General features: G+C 72.2%; 15 protein-coding genes. 6 read left to right on the top strand and 9 right to left on the bottom strand.

The features are described from left to right. The first annotated feature begins 13 nt into the window (after nucleotides 1–13). Both KY498_RS10590 and KY498_RS10585 read left to right on the top strand, forming a co-directional pair. Nucleotides 14–997: a DnaJ C-terminal domain-containing protein gene (locus KY498_RS10590; RefSeq protein ID WP_060959729.1), complete on the top strand. Its 984-nt coding sequence runs from the start codon at nucleotides 14–16 to the stop codon at nucleotides 995–997. Nucleotides 998–999: 2 nt separating this feature from the next. Beyond that, entirely contained in the window at nucleotides 1,000–1,443 is a 444-nt protein-coding gene (locus tag KY498_RS10585) for a heat shock protein transcriptional repressor HspR (protein ID WP_101307131.1), read from the top strand. 6 nt (nucleotides 1,444–1,449) lie between these two features. Here KY498_RS10585 and KY498_RS10580 read toward each other — a convergent pair whose 3' ends face one another. The 4 genes from KY498_RS10580 to KY498_RS10565 are packed head-to-tail and all read right to left on the bottom strand — an operon-like array spanning nucleotide 1,450 to nucleotide 7,366. Then, nucleotides 1,450–2,811 (bottom strand): DUF2252 domain-containing protein, encoded by a 1,362-nt coding sequence (locus KY498_RS10580; RefSeq protein WP_223848795.1) that lies wholly within the window; start codon nucleotides 2,809–2,811, stop codon nucleotides 1,450–1,452. Between the two features lie 4 nt (nucleotides 2,812–2,815). After that, complete coding sequence (locus tag KY498_RS10575; protein ID WP_101305363.1) at nucleotides 2,816–3,550, bottom strand: potassium channel family protein; 735 nt, start codon at nucleotides 3,548–3,550, stop codon at nucleotides 2,816–2,818. A 31-nt stretch (nucleotides 3,551–3,581) separates the two neighbouring features. Further along, nucleotides 3,582–6,764, bottom strand: a complete 3,183-nt coding sequence (locus KY498_RS10570; RefSeq protein ID WP_191009414.1) for a GH92 family glycosyl hydrolase — start codon at nucleotides 6,762–6,764, stop codon at nucleotides 3,582–3,584. Next, entirely contained in the window at nucleotides 6,761–7,366 is a 606-nt protein-coding gene (locus tag KY498_RS10565; protein ID WP_101305365.1) for a hypothetical protein, read from the bottom strand. Before KY498_RS10565 ends, KY498_RS10570 begins: the two co-directional genes overlap by 4 nt. A 119-nt stretch (nucleotides 7,367–7,485) precedes the next feature. On the opposite strand from KY498_RS10565, the gene KY498_RS10560 reads away from it, so the two are divergent. From KY498_RS10560 to KY498_RS10550, 3 genes are all read left to right on the top strand, one after another. Further along, on the top strand, nucleotides 7,486–8,697 hold the full coding sequence (locus KY498_RS10560; RefSeq protein WP_060959724.1) for a glycosyltransferase: 1,212 nt from the start codon (nucleotides 7,486–7,488) through the stop codon (nucleotides 8,695–8,697). A gap of 1 nt (nucleotide 8,698) precedes the next feature. Then, on the top strand, nucleotides 8,699–9,808 hold the full coding sequence (locus tag KY498_RS10555; RefSeq protein WP_191009415.1) for a glycosyltransferase: 1,110 nt from the start codon (nucleotides 8,699–8,701) through the stop codon (nucleotides 9,806–9,808). 292 nt (nucleotides 9,809–10,100) lie between these two features. Continuing rightward, complete coding sequence (locus tag KY498_RS10550) at nucleotides 10,101–11,087, top strand: GlxA family transcriptional regulator (RefSeq protein ID WP_060959722.1); 987 nt, start codon at nucleotides 10,101–10,103, stop codon at nucleotides 11,085–11,087. A gap of 9 nt (nucleotides 11,088–11,096) precedes the next feature. Here KY498_RS10550 and KY498_RS10545 read toward each other — a convergent pair whose 3' ends face one another. Genes KY498_RS10545 through KY498_RS10525 form a run of 5 tightly spaced genes read right to left on the bottom strand, consistent with a single transcriptional unit; the run spans nucleotide 11,097 to nucleotide 14,565 of the window. Beyond that, the gene (locus KY498_RS10545) at nucleotides 11,097–11,651 is read right to left on the bottom strand and encodes a hypothetical protein (RefSeq protein WP_191009416.1); all 555 of its coding nucleotides are present in this window, start codon (nucleotides 11,649–11,651) and stop codon (nucleotides 11,097–11,099) included. 10 nt (nucleotides 11,652–11,661) lie between these two features. Continuing rightward, a complete protein-coding gene (locus KY498_RS10540; RefSeq protein ID WP_223849543.1) occupies nucleotides 11,662–12,270 on the bottom strand; it encodes a hypothetical protein in 609 nt (202 codons plus the stop codon). Continuing rightward, nucleotides 12,267–12,872 (bottom strand): hypothetical protein, encoded by a 606-nt coding sequence (locus KY498_RS10535; protein ID WP_191009417.1) that lies wholly within the window; start codon nucleotides 12,870–12,872, stop codon nucleotides 12,267–12,269. Before KY498_RS10535 ends, KY498_RS10540 begins: the two co-directional genes overlap by 4 nt. Then, the gene (locus KY498_RS10530; protein ID WP_191009418.1) at nucleotides 12,869–14,275 is read right to left on the bottom strand and encodes a hypothetical protein; all 1,407 of its coding nucleotides are present in this window, start codon (nucleotides 14,273–14,275) and stop codon (nucleotides 12,869–12,871) included. The genes KY498_RS10535 and KY498_RS10530 overlap by 4 nt, the downstream gene beginning before the upstream one ends. Continuing rightward, nucleotides 14,272–14,565 (bottom strand): hypothetical protein, encoded by a 294-nt coding sequence (locus KY498_RS10525; protein WP_191009419.1) that lies wholly within the window; start codon nucleotides 14,563–14,565, stop codon nucleotides 14,272–14,274. Before KY498_RS10525 ends, KY498_RS10530 begins: the two co-directional genes overlap by 4 nt. 153 nt (nucleotides 14,566–14,718) lie before the next feature. Between KY498_RS10525 and KY498_RS10520 the strand changes: the two genes are divergently transcribed. Next, on the top strand, nucleotides 14,719–16,941 hold the full coding sequence (locus KY498_RS10520; RefSeq protein WP_082808061.1) for an ATP-dependent Clp protease ATP-binding subunit: 2,223 nt from the start codon (nucleotides 14,719–14,721) through the stop codon (nucleotides 16,939–16,941). Nucleotides 16,942–16,951: the final 10 nt, after the last annotated feature.

Raw genomic sequence — 16,951 nt, 5'->3', positions numbered from 1 at the left:
GGAGGAGGTGTCCATGGCCAGTCAGGATTGGTTCGACAAGGACTTCTACAAGGTCTTGGGCGTCTCCAAGGACGTGTCCGAGGCCGACCTGAAGAAGGCGTACCGCAAGCTCGCGCGCACCTACCACCCGGACTCCACGCAGGGAGACCCGGCGAAAGAGGCGAAGTTCAAGGAGATGAGCGAGGCGTACGCCGTGCTCTCCGACAAGGCCCAGCGCGAGGAGTACGACCAGATCCGCGCGATGGGCGCCGGAGGCGCACGCTTCCAGGCGCCCGGCGCGGGTGCCGGCGGGTTCGAGGACGTCTTCAGCCGTTTCGGCCAGTCGCGCGGATCGGCGCAGTCGGCCGACTTCGACGACCTGTTCTCGATGTTCGGCCAGGGCGGCGGCTTCGGCTCGGGACGCTTCGGTCAGTCGACCGGCGGATTCCGCGGCTACGGCGGTCCGCAGCGCGGCGCCGACGTCACCGCGCGCACCACGCTGGACTTCCAGACCGCCGTCAAGGGCGAGACCATCACGCTCGCCGGCGAGGACGGCAAGCCGTTCAAGGTGAAGATCCCGGCTGGGGTCTCCGACGGCCAGAAGATCCGGCTGCGCGGACGCGGACGGCCGTCGCCCGACGGCGGCGAGGCGGGCGATGTCGTCGTGAGCGTCACCGTGCGGCCGCATCCCGTGTTCACGCGTGACGGGCTCAACCTGCGCGTGACCGTCCCGGTGACCTTCACGGAGGCGGCGCTGGGGGCGACGATCGAGGTGCCGACGCTCGGCGGCGATCCCGTCAAGCTCCGCGTCGCGCCCGGCACCCCGTCGGGTCGCGTGCTGCGGGTCAAGGGCCGAGGTGTCCACACCGCGAAGGGCACGGGCGATCTGCTCGCCGAGGTCCAGGTCGCCGTCCCGGCGCACCTGGACGACCAGGCGAAGGAGGCGCTGGAGCGCTTCCACGAGCTGGAGCCGAAGGAGAATCCGCGCGCCGACCTCATGGCCAAGGCCCGGGAGTGACGATGAGCGACGAGCAGCCCGACGAGGAGGCCCCGATCTTCGCGATCGCCGTCGCCGCCGAGCTCGCCGGCATGCACCCGCAGACCCTCCGCCAGTACGACCGGCTGGGCCTGGTGGTCCCCGGCCGCACCCAGGGCGGGTCGCGGCGCTACTCGCTGCGTCACGTCAAGCAGCTGCGCGAGGTGGCCGCGCTCTCGGCCGAGGGCATGAGCCTGCCGGCCATCTCGCGGCTGATCGAGCTCGAGAACGAGGCGCGCGGCCTGCGCCGTCGCGTCGCCGAGCTGGAGCAGCGGCTGCAGGAGGAGCTCGCCCGTCGCTCCCGCGTCTTCGCGGCGGGGGCGACGGGGTCGGTCGTGACCCTCCGCCACGGCACGCGCGTGCGCCGGGCGACGGAAGTCGTCCTGTGGCGACCGCTGCCCGCGGCGGACGCCGATCCCGAGCAGTAGCGGCGACTAGACGGTGCGGGTGCCCACGGCGTCGACGAAGGCGCCGTAGTCGGTGCGGGAGAGCGCCGCGTATCCGTACGCCCACTCCACGATGGACTCTGCGGCGGCCCGCCCCGCACCCAGGTAGCCGACCACGCGCGCCGCGTTCGGGGATTGGCCGTGGGCGCGCGCCAGCACCGTGGCGCACGCCTGGGCGTAGAGCCGGAAGGGCGCGTCCTCGAGCGTCTCCGCGTCGATCCCGCCCTTCATGTCGCGGAACTGGCGCACGTAGTAGTCGGTGCTCGCGCCGCGGAAGTGGCCGAGGAACGGGTCGGACGAGCCCTGCAGGATCCGCTGCAGGGCGACGACCCGGCCGCCCTGCCCGTGGCTCGCCACGAACGAGGCGAGCTCGGCGCGCTGCGCGGCGCCCCCGTACTCCTCGAGCACGCTGCGGCCGGCCTCCTTCACCTGCATGAGCAGGGCGGCCCCGTCGCCGTCGACGAACACGGCCACGTAGCAGCGCGTGCCCACGCTGCCCACGCCGACGACGCGACGCACGACATCCGACAGTGAGTAGTGCGACAGGACGAGCTGCACGTCGGCGCGGGTCGTCGCGATGTACTGGGCCAGGGAGGCATCCACCGCGGCGACGATCTCGTCGGTGACGTGGGTCATCGTCGGCGGCTGTTCCACGAAGCGCAGCCGGCCGTCGGGATCGAGGGCGGTCATCTTGCGCACGGCCTTGTCGCCGGTGCGCTTCTCGGCGTCCGCGATCGCCGCACGCAGCACCTTCCGCGACGCCTTGTCGCCGCCGATCAGGCCGCCCGCGGCGTCGAAGTGCTGGTAGAACCGCGCGAGCGGCGTCGTGGTGTCGCCGACGGCGAGGGCCCGCGCGTAGCGCACGACCGCGGCGCGCGCGGCATCCGCGGTGACGGCATCGTCGCGTCCGGTCGCCTGACCGGCGACGACGATGCTGGCGACCAGGCGCTTGAGGTCCCACTCCCAGCTGGCCCACGCCGACTCGTCGAAGTCGTTGAGATCGAACACGAGCGTGCGCTGGGGCGAGGCGTAGAAGCCGAAGTTGGCGACGTGGGCGTCGCCGCACGACGCGACGAGGATGCCGCTGGTCGGCCCCGCCGCGAGGTCGTCCGCCATGAGCGCCGCGGTGCCGCGATAGAACGCGAACGGGCTGGCCGACATGCGCTCGTCGCGCAGCGGCACGAGTTCCGGGACGCGAGCGGCGTTCTGGGCGGAGAGGATGCCGAGGGGGTCGCGCCGGCGCGCCGGCAGTTCGGCCAGCATCCTCCGAGGGAAGCGTCGGCGCTCGCGGCGGCCTTCCTCGTGCGCGCTCTGCCGGCTCGTGGGCGCTGTCCAGGAAGCGAGGGTCATGCGCTCATGATGGCATCGAATCGTCGGCGTCCCCCGGCGTCGAGCCGCGGGCGGCGTCGAGCGCGCGTTCGTGCTGGAGACGCTGGCCCACCCGGTGCATCTGGTCGGTGAGCGCGGAGATCACCGTGGCGCTCGTGACACCCAGCACGATGAGCCCTCCCATCATGAGCCCCACGGCGATCGTCCGACCGAGCGGTGTCACCGGGACGAAGTCGCCGTAGCCGACCGTCGCCAGGGTCGAGAAGCCCCACCAGATCGCATCGCCCAGGTTGACGATGTTCGCGTGGGCGTCCTGCCGCTCGGCGAGCCACACGAGCGTCGACGCCGTGAACACGAACAGCAGCGTGAAGATCGAGACGAGGATCACCAGGCGCAGCCGCTGCCGCGAGGCGCTGGCGCGGAACCACGGCAGCCGCCACAGGTAGGCGAGGATCACGAACGGACGCAGGTAGACGATCACCAGCGCGACCGCTTCGAACCATCGTGTGCGCAGGAACTCCCGCGGCGACCCGCAGATCGCGAGGCGCACCACGATGTCGGCGATGAACACGATCCACAGGACGCCGATCAGTCCCACCAGGAGGTTCTGCTGGTGCACGGTCAGCTTCGTGTCCGCCAGGCTCCAGACCCACGCCGCGAAGAACACCAGCGACAGGGCGAACATCGGCCAGGCCGTCCGGTCCTCCCATCGCAGCACACGCGGCGACAGCGGCCGCCGGCGGCGCTTCCTCTCGCTCATGCGGCCACCCTAGCGGCCGTCTGCAGGGGCGTCAGCGCGCGTCGCCCAGGTCGAACAGCTCGAGCTGCCGCAGCCGCACCGACTGGCGGGCGCGCACCCGGAGGAAGCGGGCGCGCACCGGCTCGGCGAAGCGGAACGGGGTGGTCCGGTCGGGGGCCAGGGCCGTCGGTGCGGTCACCGCGACGGGCCGCCACGACATGGCATCCTCGCTCGCCTCCCACTGCAGCGCATCGGCCTCGACCGCGCCGACCGCGGTCACCGTCGCATCGGTCGCGACGGTCGTCGCCGGGAACGCCCACCCGGCCCACGCCCCGGTGCGCAGACGCACGCCGCGGTCGCCGCGCGCCGCGCCGTCGTCGAAGAGTCGTCCGGCGAACCAGACCCCGCGGGAGCGGAGGGCGCGCGCGGCGGTGCCCGTGAGATCACGGTGCCAGGGCGCGGCCGGCGGCGTCGGCGCCGTCCAGAGCGCTCCCTCCGGGACCTCGCCGACATCCAGCTCCAGCTCGACGTCGCCCGCGAGCACCTCGACCGGCAGCGTCGGCGCGCCGAGCGGCATCCCGTTCACCCGTGCCGAGCGCAGCACGTGGGCGTCCGGACCGCTCCGCCGCGTGCGGATGCGCAGGCGCGAGCCGTCGGAGCGCGCCACGGAGATGTCGTCGAAGAGCGGCGAGCCGATGACGAGCGCGCCCGAGGCGGGGTCGAGCGGGTAGAGGCCGAGCGCCGCCCAGAGCCACCACGCGCTCATCTCGCCGTTGTCCTCGTCGCCCGGGAAGCCCTGGCCGATGTGGCCGCCGGTGAACAGCCGCCGCGCGAGTCCGTGCGCCACCCCGCCCGCCCGCCAGGGCTCGTCGCTCGCGGTGTACATGTACGGGATGTGGTGCGCGGGCTGGTTCGAGACGGCGCACATCCCGCTGCGCAGCGCCCGGGCCTCGCGCTGCTCGTGGATGACCTGGTGGTAGGAGCCGGCGTGGGCCCGGTCGGCCGTCTCCGGCTCCGCGAACAGCCGATCGAGGTGGGTGCGCAGTCCCCGCGGTCCGCCGTACAGCTGCGCCAGCCCCGCCGGATCGTGCACCGCGCTGACCGACATGCCCCACGCGTTCGTCTCGACGTAGTCCCCGCCCCAGACGCGCGGATCGAATCGCCCGCCCGGGAACGCGCCGTCGGCGTCCCGCCCCCGGAAGAAGCCCACGGCGGGGTCGAAGAGCTGCCGGTAGGAGAGCGAGCGGTTGGCGAGCCAGCGGGCGAGGGCGTCGTAGCGGGATGCCGACGGCTCCGGGGTCCGCGCCGCGAGCCGCCGGGCGAGCCGGGCGAGCGCGGCATCGCTGATCGCGTTCTCCACGCTCCAGCTCATGCCCTCGTGCGTGTCGCGGGGGATGTAGCCGAGGAAGCGGCCGCGGCCGATGCCCTTGCGTCCGCGGCGGGCATCCGGTGCGCGCTCCCCGGCGTTGCGCCACCCCGAGGCGAACGCCGCCTCCGCATCGTCCAGCAGCCCCCAGCGCTCGCCGTCCGCGAGGATCTGATCGCTGGAGGTGCCGACCATCGCGTCGACGTATCCGGGCGCCGACCACCGCGGCATCCACCCGGTGCGCCGCTGCTGCTCGAGGATGCCGTCCAGCAGTCGTCGCGCCCCGTCCGGGTCGACGAGCGAGAACAGCGGCCAGGCGGTGCGGTAGGTGTCCCAGTAGCCGTTGTTGACGGCGAGGCGTCCCGCCACGACCGGCGCGCCGGTCGCCTCGGCCGAATGCGGGCCGGACGGGACGAACGGGTCGGCGTACACCGGTGCGGGCTGCTCCGCCGTGCCCGCGTTCTCGTGGGCCGCGTTCGGATACAGGTGCAGCCGGTACAGCGCCGAGGCCAGCTGCGCGCGGGAGTCGTCGTGCGCGAGCCCGCGGAACGGGCGCTCGGATGCCGGCAGGTCGGGGATCCGCACGCGATCGACGACGGTGTTCCAGGCGGCGTGGGTGCGCTCGCGCAGCTGATCGAAGGAGAGGTGCTCCGGCGCCTCCAGCGCGAGGGAGCGGCGAGCCTGTTCCAGCGAGACGAACGAGATCGCGATGCGCAGCTCCAGCTCGCCGCGGCCCGCGACGAAGCCGGCCCGGTCGCCGCGTCCGTCGTCGTCGAGGCGGCCCGCCCGCCCGGATGTCGTCCGCACGACGCCCACGAAGAACGTCCGGCCGCCGTTGCCCCACTCGGCATCGCCCTCGCCGACCCAGCCGTGCACGGCGTCCGCCGTCGCGGTCAGGGCGCCGTGGCGACCCGGCTGGTCGATCACGAGTCCGACGTCCCCATCGGTGCGCGGCGCGCGCACCCGGAAGAGCCCCACGTGGTCGGTCGCCGTCGCCTCCACGCGGAGGCCGCCGTCGAGGCTCGCCGTCCACACATGCGGGTGCGCGCGCTCCGAGCCCGGCGCGATCCATCGGCGCCGGTGGGTCGGGGCGGAGGCGGGGGAACCGTCGAACGGCATCACCTGGAGCACCCCGCGGTCGCCGATCCACGGACTCGGCTGGTGGGAGAACTGCACCGCCTCCAGACGTCGTCCCGCATCGTCGTCGTGCACGAAGGGGCGGTAGGGCCAGCGCTGGTCGCGGGCATCGGTGGCCGGGACGAGGAAGGTGAACCCGTGCGGGACGGCGACGGCCGGGATCGTGTTCCCCCGCGAGAACCGGTCGCCCGCGTGCGAACCACGACGCGTGTCGACGCGTTCGGCGGGGGAACGGTCCCCGTGCGGCATCCGCTCGACGCGCACCTCGACGTAGCCGCTGACCTCGTCGACGCCGGTCAGGCCCGGCGCGCCGAGAACCACCTCGACCGCCGCCGTACGTCCGGCGAACGGCGCCAGGCCGACACTGTCGGCATTCCACTGCTCGGGCAGGCTCCACCGGGCCGCGAACTGCGCCTCCGCGGCGATCGGGAAGTCGTATCGATCACGCACACGGGGGTCATCGCTCAGCCGGTCCTCGCCGCTGCGGGCGTCGACGGCCACCGCCAGTGCGGCCCACGGGGCGTGCACGGCGGCATCCCCGTCGGTGTAGAAGGCCCAGTGCAGCACGGTGTCGTCCGTGCACGCGACCTCCTCGAGTCCCGGCACCACCACGGCGACGACGCCGTCGGCCGGACGGAACCGGTAGCGGAACACCGTGCCGCCCAGCACCCCCGTGTGCGGGCGCGAGGACGGCGGGTCGGCCGGCCCGTCCGCCGGCTCCAGCGCGATCATGCCGGGTCGATGCGGAGCACCGTGGCGCTCTCGCCGACCGACAGGTCGTCCACGACGCGCAGCGACCGCGCGAGGTCGTCGACGGCGGGCACCACCGTGCCGAACCGCTCGCGGTCTCCGCCGGTCGCCGTGACGGTGACCAGGTGCGTGCCCGTGTCCCACGTGTAGGTCGCGAACGGCGGCGGCGTCGTGCCCCCCTCGCGCGTCGGGGGCGTCGGCATGACGAGCCGCTCGCCGACGCCGAGGTAGGTGCCGCGGAAGCTCTCGGTGTCGTCGTACTCGATCGGCATCATCGCCCGTGCGGTGCGCAGTTGGGGCGTCAGCTGCTGGATCTGCGCCATGACGACCACGAGCTCGGGATCGGACTTCCACACCCAGACGAGCACGCGTCCGGCCGCCTTGCGCATCAGGGCGGGGGCGGCCTGGCTCATCGCCCAGGCCGCGAACCCGCCGCCGGGCCGGGGCTGCGCGCCGACGGCCGCGTTCGCCTGGCCGAGCAGCATGCGGATCGCCTTCTTGCGGGCGCGACGCCCGGAGAAGCCGAAGGAGTCGGTCACGGCGACCCAGCGAGCAGGGTCCGCATCCGCGGTGAGTCGAGCCATGGCACCACGTTACGCGGCGCGGCTCCTCCCGGGCCAGAGAAGGCCCTCGGGTAGACTCGACGGCGGTGGCTCCGCGATCCGCGGTCTCGCCGCCGCCGCACAGATAGGCCCCGCACCCCGTGACCGAATCCGCGACACCCGACGACCCGACCCCCCTGCATCGGCCGCTCACGATCGTCATCGCCGCCGACACCTTCAGCCCCGACGTCAACGGCGCCGCCCGCTTCGCCGAGCGCCTCGCCGCCGGACTCGCCGGGCGCGGCCACGACGTCCACATCATGACGCCGAGTGTGAAGCACTCCGTGCACGGCACGTTCCGGGAGACGATCGAGGGTCAGGAGATCACCGTGCACCGCCCGCCGGGGTGGCGCTGGCCTCCGCACGACTGGCTGCGCTTCGTGCTGCCGTGGATGGCGAAGCACTATTCCCGCAAGCTCCTCGACGAGGTGCCGGCCGACGTCGTGCACAGTCAGTCGCACATCGTGCTCGGGCGCGCGCTGACCCGCATCGCCCGTCAACGCGGCATCCCCGTGGTCGCCACCAACCATGTCATGGCCGAGAACATCCTCGACTTCACGACCCTGCCGCCGCTGCTGGACAAGGTGGTCGTCAAGCTCGCGTGGGACGACGCGAAGCGCACCTTCGACATGTCGCGTGCGGTCACCACCCCCACGCGCAAGGCGGCGGAGTTCCTCGAGAGCACCATCGACATCCAGGGCGTCATCCCGATCAGCTGCGGGATCGACAAGCGCAACTACACGCCCGACCTGACCCCGCGCACCCACCGCCGCGTGCTGTTCGTCGGACGGCTCACCACCGAGAAGCACGTCGAGGTGACGCTCGCCGCGGTCGCGAAGCTCGCGCCGGAGCTGCCCGAGATCACGTTCGACATCGTCGGTGGCGGCGACCAGCGCCGCGCCCTCGAGCAGGCCGTGCAGCGCCTCGGCATCCAGGACCGGGTCACGTTCTACGGACGTGTCGAAGAGGACGACCTGCGCGCCGCCTACACGCGAGCGGACGTCTTCGCGATCGCCTCGATCGCCGAGCTCCAGTCGATCGCGACGATGGAGGCGATGGCCTCGGGCCTGCCCGTCGTCGCCGCCGATGCCGTCGCCCTCCCGCACCTCGTGCGCGACGGCGAGAACGGTTACCTGTTCGAGCCGGGCGACGTCGACGACCTCGCCGACAAGCTCCGGCGCGTGCTCACGGCCTCGCCGGAGGAGTACCTGCGGATGCAGCAGGCATCGCTCGACGGCGTGGAGATCCACGACATCGAGAAGACGCTCGACACCTTCGAGAAGCTGTATCGCGGTGAACCGATCGGCGGCTGAGATGCGCCTGTTGTTCGACGCCCGCTACATCCGCACCGACTTCCACGACGGCATCAGCCGCTACTCCGCGGAGCTCGCGGCCGCCGTCGCCGCCATCGCGCCCGAGCGCGATGTCGAGGTCGCGTACCTCATCCACGACGAGGCGCAGCGCGCGTTCCTCCCCGACGGCGCACGTGCACTGCGCATCCACGCCCCCACCGCCGTGCGGGAGCCGCTCACGGCGCTCGTGCTCAACCGCTACCGTCCGGATGCCGTCTTCTCGCCGATGCAGACGATCGGCACGCTCGGCCGGCGCTTCGGGCTGATCCTGACGCTGCACGACACGATCTACTACCGCCACCGCACCCCGCCGCGAAACCTCCCCTGGTACGTGCGTGTCGGCTGGCGGCTGTTCCACCTGTCCTACGTGCCGCAGCGCCTCACGCTGAACGCCGCGGACACCGTCGCGACGGTGAGTGAGACCAGCGCCGCCGAGTTCGCCCGGGTGCGGCTGACGACGCGGCCCGTCGTCGTGATCCCGAACGCCCCGCAGCGTCTCGCGGAGCTGCTGCCGGACGGCGTCGGCGTCGAGCCGGGCGTGGAGAACCTCGTCTACATGGGCTCCTTCATGGGCTACAAGAACGTCGAGACGCTCATCCGCGCGATGGCGGAGCTGCCCGGGCGCACGCTGCACCTGCTGTCGCGCATCTCCGACGAGCGGCGCGCCGAGCTCGAGCGCCTCGCCGACGGTCGCGGGGGGACGGTGCGCTTCCACAACGGCGTCACGGATGCCGAGTACGCGGCCCTGCTGGCCGACCGGGCGGTGCTGGTGTCGGCATCCCTCGATGAGGGCTACGGACTGCCGGTCGCCGAGGCGCTCGCGCTCGGGGTGCCGGCCGTCGTGACCGACATGCCGATCTTCCGCGAGGTGGCGGGCGGCGGCGCGCTGTACGCCCCCGGCACGGATGCCGCGGCCTTCGCCGCCGCGGTGCGCGAGCTGGACGATCCCGTGCGCCGCGCCGCCGTGATCGCGGCGGGCACGGACCACATCGCGCGGTTTTCCTGGGAGCGGTCGGCGAACGTGCTGCTCGACGCGGTCACCCGGGTCGCCGGCGTCGCCCGCGGTCGCTGAGCGGGGCGCGTCCCGAACTCCTCCACTCCGACCCTCCGCGGGTCAGATCGGCGCGGATCAGGGGCGTCACGGCCTGCGGTGGAGGAGTTGCGGCCGGCCAGTCACGGCAGCCGGTTCGGGTCCGTCGGCACCTGCCGGTGGCCGTCGGTGAGAAGCGCGCGGACGGTGGCGCCGATGGCGATGAGCGAAAGGGTCGCGAGGGGGATGATCACAGCAAGCATGGCAGAAAAGCTACGCTGGGTTCAGTTCTGCCACGAGTGGCAGGACTGCTCAAGAGAGTAGGATTCCTGCCATGAAGACCATCGCCTGCGTCGTTCAGCCCGGTTTCGCCCCGTTCGAGTTCGGGCTCGCGTGCGAGGCGTTCGGCCTCGACCGGTCCGACGACGGCATCCCCAGCTTCGACTTCCGCGTCGTCGCGCCCGATCCGGGCGCCGTGCCCAGCAACCTGCGCTTCTCGATCAACGTCGACGACGACCTCACGTTCGCCGACGAGGCCGACCTCGTCGTCATCACGCCCATCCCGCGCGAGCAGTGGGCCCACGTGGACGAGCGGGTCGCGGCCGTCGTGCGCCGCGCCGTGGAGCGCGGCGCCTGGGTGCTGACGGTGTGCAGCGGCTCGTTCGTCGTGGCCGCCGCGGGCGTGCTCGACGGCCGCCGGGCCACGACCCACTGGCGCTACGCCGACACGATGGCCGCGATGTACCCCGAGATCGACGTGGACGCGAACGTGCTCTACGTGCAGGACGGCCGCATCATCACGAGCGCGGGAACCGCCGCGGGCCTCGACGCATGCCTCCACCTGCTGCGCATCGAGCTGGGCGCCGAGATGACCAACACGATCGCGCGCCGCATGGTCGTGCCTCCCCAGCGCGACGGCGGGCAGGCGCAGTTCATCGCCAAGCCGCTGCCCGAGTCGACGTCGCTGTCGCTGACGCCGGTCACCGAATGGATGCTGGAGAACCTCACCCTCGACCTGTCGGTGGACCAGCTCGCCGCCCGCGCGCACATGTCGCCGCGGACGTTCGCCCGGCGGTTCAAAGCCGACTACGGCACGACCCCGGCCGCGTGGCTGGGGCGCCAGCGCATCATCCACGCGCAGCGACTGCTCGAGCAGACCGATCTCGGCCTCGACGCCATCGCCGCCGCCTGCGGCTTCGGCTCGGCGGCGGTCCTGCGGCAGAACTTCGCCCGCACCCTCGGGCTCACCCCGACCGCCTACCGCGCGCGCTTCACGTGCGCGACGCCGGCGCAGGAGTCGATGGCGGCGATGGCGTCCTGACCGTCGGCGTCAGGCCAGGCGGATGCTGCGTGCCAGCTCGTCGACCACGGGGTCGAGCGCTTCGCCTAGCGGCAGATCCGAGCCGGCCGTCAGCACCACGATGTCGCGCTCGGGAGTGCGCCACACCCAGTTCGTCGCCCGGACGATCGTGTCACCCGCAGTGCGGATCCACCGCGTCGACTTCGTGCCCGCCCCCAGCGCCTCGGAGGCGAACGGGACGACCTCGGGCTCGCGCACGGCGGGCCCCTGGTTCTCATGGGTGAGGTCGGTCAGAGCCACGTCCTCGCGGCGCGGCAGGTCGTAGACGTCGACGATCGCGTGCGGTGCGGTGATGTTCGGCAGGTGCACGAAGCGGATGGTGCCCGACCGGTTGTTGCGCACCGCGCCCACGAGGTACGCGCGCAGCCAGTCGACGAGCTCGGCCGGTGCGGCCGTGCGTCCTTCTCCGCCGAAGGCGCGCGCGACGGCATCCGCCCACTGCTCCTCGTCGGCGAACGACTCCCAGGGGAACACGTTCGGAACGTAGACCCACCGGTCCAGGTCGTAGTCCATGTCGATGGCCATGAGGGTCCTCTCAGTCCCAGCGGAGCGTGCGCAGCAGAAGGTCGCCGAGCTCCGCCAGGGCGTCGACGATCGGGGCGAGCTGCGGGTCGGCTGTGCCGCTGACCGTGCACACCGCCCGCAACCGACGGTCGGTGCCGGGGATCGGCCAGGCGAAACGCAGGCGCAGGAGCGGCGCCATCTCCGCGCCGTCGGCGGGCGCCGCGAACCGTGCCGTCTCCCGTTCGGCCTGCCCGGCGGAGGTGGTCACGCTCTCGCGGACCTCGGATGCCGACGCCTCCTCGTCTTCGGGGGTCGTCGGTGCCGGGCCGGTGCTGATCGCGATCGCGAGAGACACGGGCGCGCGCCACGGCACGCCCATCGGGACGATGAGATCGAGCACGCCCGCGTTGCGCGCGCTGCGGGCCGAGGCGACGAGCTGGGCGGCGGTCCTGTCGATCTGCGGGCCGTAGCTGTCGCGCGGCAGGTCGCGGTAGTGCCGACGGACGAGGTCGGCGATCTCGGCGTCGGTCGAGCGCGCCACGGGGATGAGCAGGAACCCCGGCGGCAGCACGAGCCGGTAGCGCGGGGGAGCGATCTCGGTCACGGTGCCCGTCGCGGTCTCGGTGTCCTTCGCTGTCACGGTGTCCTCCGCGGTCTCGGAGGGCGGCGCTGTACCCGGTCCCGATTCCAGTCCCACGGACGGCGCGGGGCGCGACGCACGATCTCCTTCGGCGCCACCACGGTGCCGTCCTCGTCGATGTACTCCCGCCACGGTCGCGGCAGCAGGCGCATCGCACTCAGGAGCATGCGCGCGACGGTGAGGAGGATGAGGAAGAACTGGATGAAGACGAGGGTGTCGACGCCGAAGAAGTTCACGCGGCCCTGGTGGGCTTCGGCCGCGGCGGTCGCGGCGGCGATGACCAGCGTGGTGCTGACGCTGAGCACGAGCACCGTCAGAAGCGTGCTGCGTGTGGTCGCCCGGGGTCCCCGCAGCGGCAGCGGCAGAGAGCCGAGCGCCAGCACGACCAGGAGCAGTGTCAGGGGGTACGCCGCCCACCACGGGGGCATGAAGGCCGGGAAGCCGTCGGGCACGCTCCCGTTCTCCACGACGGCACCGGTGACGAGCTGCCCGATGAGCAGCCCGATCGTCGGCAGGGCTCCGAACACGATCCACAGGATCGTCGCGACGAAGAGGCCGTCGCCGAAGCGGGCCTCCCACGCCACCTGGCGCTGCAGCCTCACGGGGCGGAGGGGGTGCGCCAGTCCGCCCCCATCGGCGCTTCGAAGAGGCCGGGAACGAATCCGTACACCTCGTTGAGGCCCGTCGTGAGGGTGCCCAGTGGGGTCTGCACCCCCGTCTGATCCTCGACGCCGTGCACGATCTGGTCGCCCAGCTTGATGCCGATGCCGAGCACGTTGTAGCCGTCCAGCGCCGAGCCGATCTTGCCCGTGGTCCCGACCACGGCCTTCAGGCCGTCGACGCTGCTCGTCACGAGGTCGTCGACGGCTCCCCCGGCGCCGAGTCGGGCCTGCGCGGCGATCTGGTCGAACTCGGAGATGATGATGCTGTCCGACTCGCGGATGCCCTTGATGGCGTCGTCGCCCCAGCGCGTCACCACCTGTGCCAGGTTCGGCCGCGCGGACAGCACGCTCGTGCTCTCCTCGGCCACCATCCGCAGCGGCTGGCGGATCGAGCCCACCAGGCCGCGGTCGAGCAGATTGCCGACGACCTGTCGAGCGCCGTTGCCCCACACCATTCCGGGGCTGCGGACGGCGAGCGTCGCGGCGCGGCCGCCGCGCAGGGCGACGGTGCCGAGCTTGATGCCGGCCAGGGCGGCCGTGCCGACGCCGAAGGTCAGCACGCCGATCGCGTCGAGTGCGAAGTCGAACCACGACCCGTCGCCCGACGACGCCAAGAGGAAGCTCAGTCCCATCGACACGACGGCCAGGCCGAGGGCGATGGGGGCCAGGACGGGGAAGAAGATCGACAGCACGCCGACGATCGCGGTCACGATGGTCAGCACGTCCTTGACGACCTTCAGCCACTCGGCGTTCTGGTTCACCCAATCCAGCACGTTGTCCCAGGCCGAGTCGTTGAGCTCGTCGCTCGACACCGTCTGCGAGATCGTCGAGGCCGCCGTGTCGCCGGCGCGCTGCACGCGCTCGACGGCGGCGTCGTACGCGGCCTGCGCCTGCGACAGGTCGGTCGCGGCCGTCGTGCTCAGCGACGAGTACCGCCGCGCGGCATCCGTGGCCTCGGCGAGCTCGCCGGGATCGACCGTCTGCCGGGTCGCTTCGCGGGCCTCCGAGAGGTTGCGCTGCGCGTAGGTGTGCCGGCGCTGCGCGTCGTCGTGCGCGGAGATCGCGGATGCCGCCTGCTGCTGCGCCTGCTCGAGCTCGTCCGCGAAGGTGGCCAGCGCGGAGCCGGCGACTTCGTAGCGCTCCCGGATACGGGAGAGATAGGTCTTCGTGTCGCCGATCGTGCCGGCCAGGGCCTCGACGGCCTTGCTCGTCTCCTGCGCGGACGCGTCGATCACCGCCTGCAGCATCTCGACCGCGTCCGACACCGCACGGGCGGTCGAGCTGTACCGCGAGGCGTGCCCGCGGGTGCCGGCGACATCGCCGCCGAGGGGTGCCATGGTCATCCGTCGCTCCCGTCCGTGAGTTTGTCGGCCAGCTGGCCGTCGACGCCGTCGAACGCCTCCGCCGCGCCGTCGGCGCGCTGCTGGAGCTGGTCCACGCGATCGGCGAGGTCCTTGCGGCGCCGGTCCCACCCGGAGGTGAAGGAGTCGACGGCGGAAGCGAGCCCGGCGTGCGGGATCATGCCCGCCAGGTCGCGCGCGTCGCCGTCCGCGGCGGTGAGGGTGCCGTGGACGGTCGCGAGCTGGTTGGCGAGGTTTCGGAGGTTCTCCGTGTTGACGACGAGATCGGCCACGTCGTCACTTTAAGCGGCCCCGCACGGCATCGCGATGGGGAGGAGTCCCCATCTGCCGCCCCCTTGCCGCCCGCATCACGTTTTGATAAAGTTGAGTCCAGATGGCTCAAGTTTGAGCCTCGCAGATTTCCTCACGAGTTCCAAGGAGAAACGATGAACGCACAGCCCCAGCCCGGGCAGGAGGAGCAGCAGAGCGCCCTCGAGCAGTTCGGGATCAACCTCACCGACCGCGCGCGGCAGGGAAAGCTCGACCCGGTGATCGGACGCGACAGCGAGATCCGCCGCGTCAGCCAGGTGCTCACCCGCCGCACGAAGAACAACCCCGTCCTCATCGGCGAGCCCGGCGTCGGCAAGACCGCCGTCGTCGAGGGCCTCGCCCAGCGCATCGTGGCGGGCGACGTCGCGGAGTCGCTGAAGGACAAGGAGCTCGTCTCCCTCGACATCTCCGCGCTCGTCGCCGGCGCGATGTACCGCGGGCAGTTCGAGGAGCGCCTCAAGAGCGTCCTCAAGGAGATCACCGAGTCGGAGGGTCGCATCATCACCTTCATCGACGAGCTGCACGTGCTCATGGGCGCGGGCGGCGGCGAGGGGTCGGTCGCGGCGTCCAACATGCTCAAGCCGATGCTCGCCCGGGGCGAGCTGCGCCTGATCGGTGCCACGACGCTCGACGAGTACCGCGAGTTCATCGAGAAGGATGCCGCGCTCGAGCGCCGGTTCCAGCAGGTGTACGTCGGTGAGCCCAGCGTGGAGGACACGATCGCGATCCTCCGCGGCCTGAAGGAGCGCTACGAGGCGCACCACAAGGTCGCGATCGCCGACGGGGCGCTCGTGGCCGCGGCATCCCTGTCGAACCGCTACATCCCGAGCCGTCAGCTCCCCGACAAGGCCATCGACCTGATCGACGAGGCCGCGTCGCGGCTGCGCATGGAGATCGACTCCGCACCGCTGGAGATCGACGAGCTGCGCCGCCACGTCGACCGGCTCAAGCTGGAGGAGCTGGCGCTCAAGCGCGAGAAGGATGCCGCGTCGAAGGAGCGGCTGGCCACGCTCCGCGAGACCCTGAAGGTCGAGCAGGCCCGCCTCGACGAGCTGCAGGCCCGGTGGGAGCGCGAGCGCGCCTCCCTCAACGCGGTCGGCGACCTCAAGACCCGCCTCGACCAGGCGCGCGTCGAGGCCGAGCGGGCGCAGCGCGAGGGCAACCTCGAGAAGGCGTCCCGGCTGTACTACGCGGAGATCCCGGCGCTGGAGCGCCAGGTGGCGCAGGCCGAGAACGCGGAGGCCGCCGAGGGCGGCGAGCGGATGGTCGGCGACCAGGTCACGGATGCCGACATCGCCGCCGTCATCGCGGCGTGGACCGGCATCCCCGTCGGGCGCCTGCTGCAGGGCGAGAGCGAGAAGCTCGTGCACCTCGAGGCCGAGCTCGGCAAGCGCCTGATCGGGCAGAAGGACGCCGTGAAGGCGGTGTCCGACGCGGTGCGCCGCTCGCGCGCCGGCATCAGCGACCCGAACCGGCCGACCGGTTCGTTCCTGTTCCTCGGCCCGACCGGCGTCGGCAAGACCGAGCTCGCCAAGGCGCTCGCAGAGTTCCTGTTCGACGACGAGCGCGCCATGGTGCGCATCGACATGAGCGAGTACGGCGAGAAGCACTCGGTCGCGCGGCTCGTCGGTGCCCCTCCGGGATACATCGGCTACGAGCAGGGGGGTCAGCTCACCGAGGCCGTCCGGCGCCGTCCGTACTCGGTGGTGCTGCTGGATGAGGTCGAGAAGGCGCATCCCGAGGTGTTCGACATCCTGCTGCAGGTGCTGGACGACGGCCGCCTCACCGACGGGCAGGGGCGCACGGTCGACTTCACGAACACGATCCTGATCCTGACGTCGAACCTCGGCTCGCCGATCCTCATCGACCCGACGCTGTCGGTCGCGCAGAAGCGCGAGCAGGTGATGGCCCTCGTGCGGACGGCGTTCCGCCCCGAGTTCCTGAACCGCCTCGACGACATCGTCATGTTCCAGGCGCTGAGCCAGGACGACCTGGCTCAGATCGTGGAGCTGTCGGTCGATGCGCTGCAGCGGCGCCTGCGCGATCGCCGGCTGACGCTGGCGGTCACGCCCGACGCCCGCGCGTGGCTCGCCGAGCGCGGCTACGACCCGATCTTCGGTGCGCGGCCGCTGCGCCGGCTCATCCAGTCCGAGATCCAGGACCGTCTCGCGATGGCGCTGCTCTCGGGCGGTGTGCGCGACGGCGACCTGGTGCGGGTGGACGTCGCGGCCGACGGTGCGAGCCTCGTGCTCACCAGTGCGGGAGCGGCGCCCGACGAGGGCACGGATGCCGCGGCATCCGACGACGACGTGATCGAGGCCGAGCTGCTCGACGACTGACGACGCCCGG

This window comes from Microbacterium sp. PAMC21962 (assembly GCF_019443465.1).
In the GTDB taxonomy this organism is placed as follows: domain Bacteria; phylum Actinomycetota; class Actinomycetes; order Actinomycetales; family Microbacteriaceae; genus Microbacterium; species Microbacterium hominis.
Note: the sequence above shows the minus strand (reverse complement) of the source record. Positions and strands in the feature narration are given on the sequence as shown.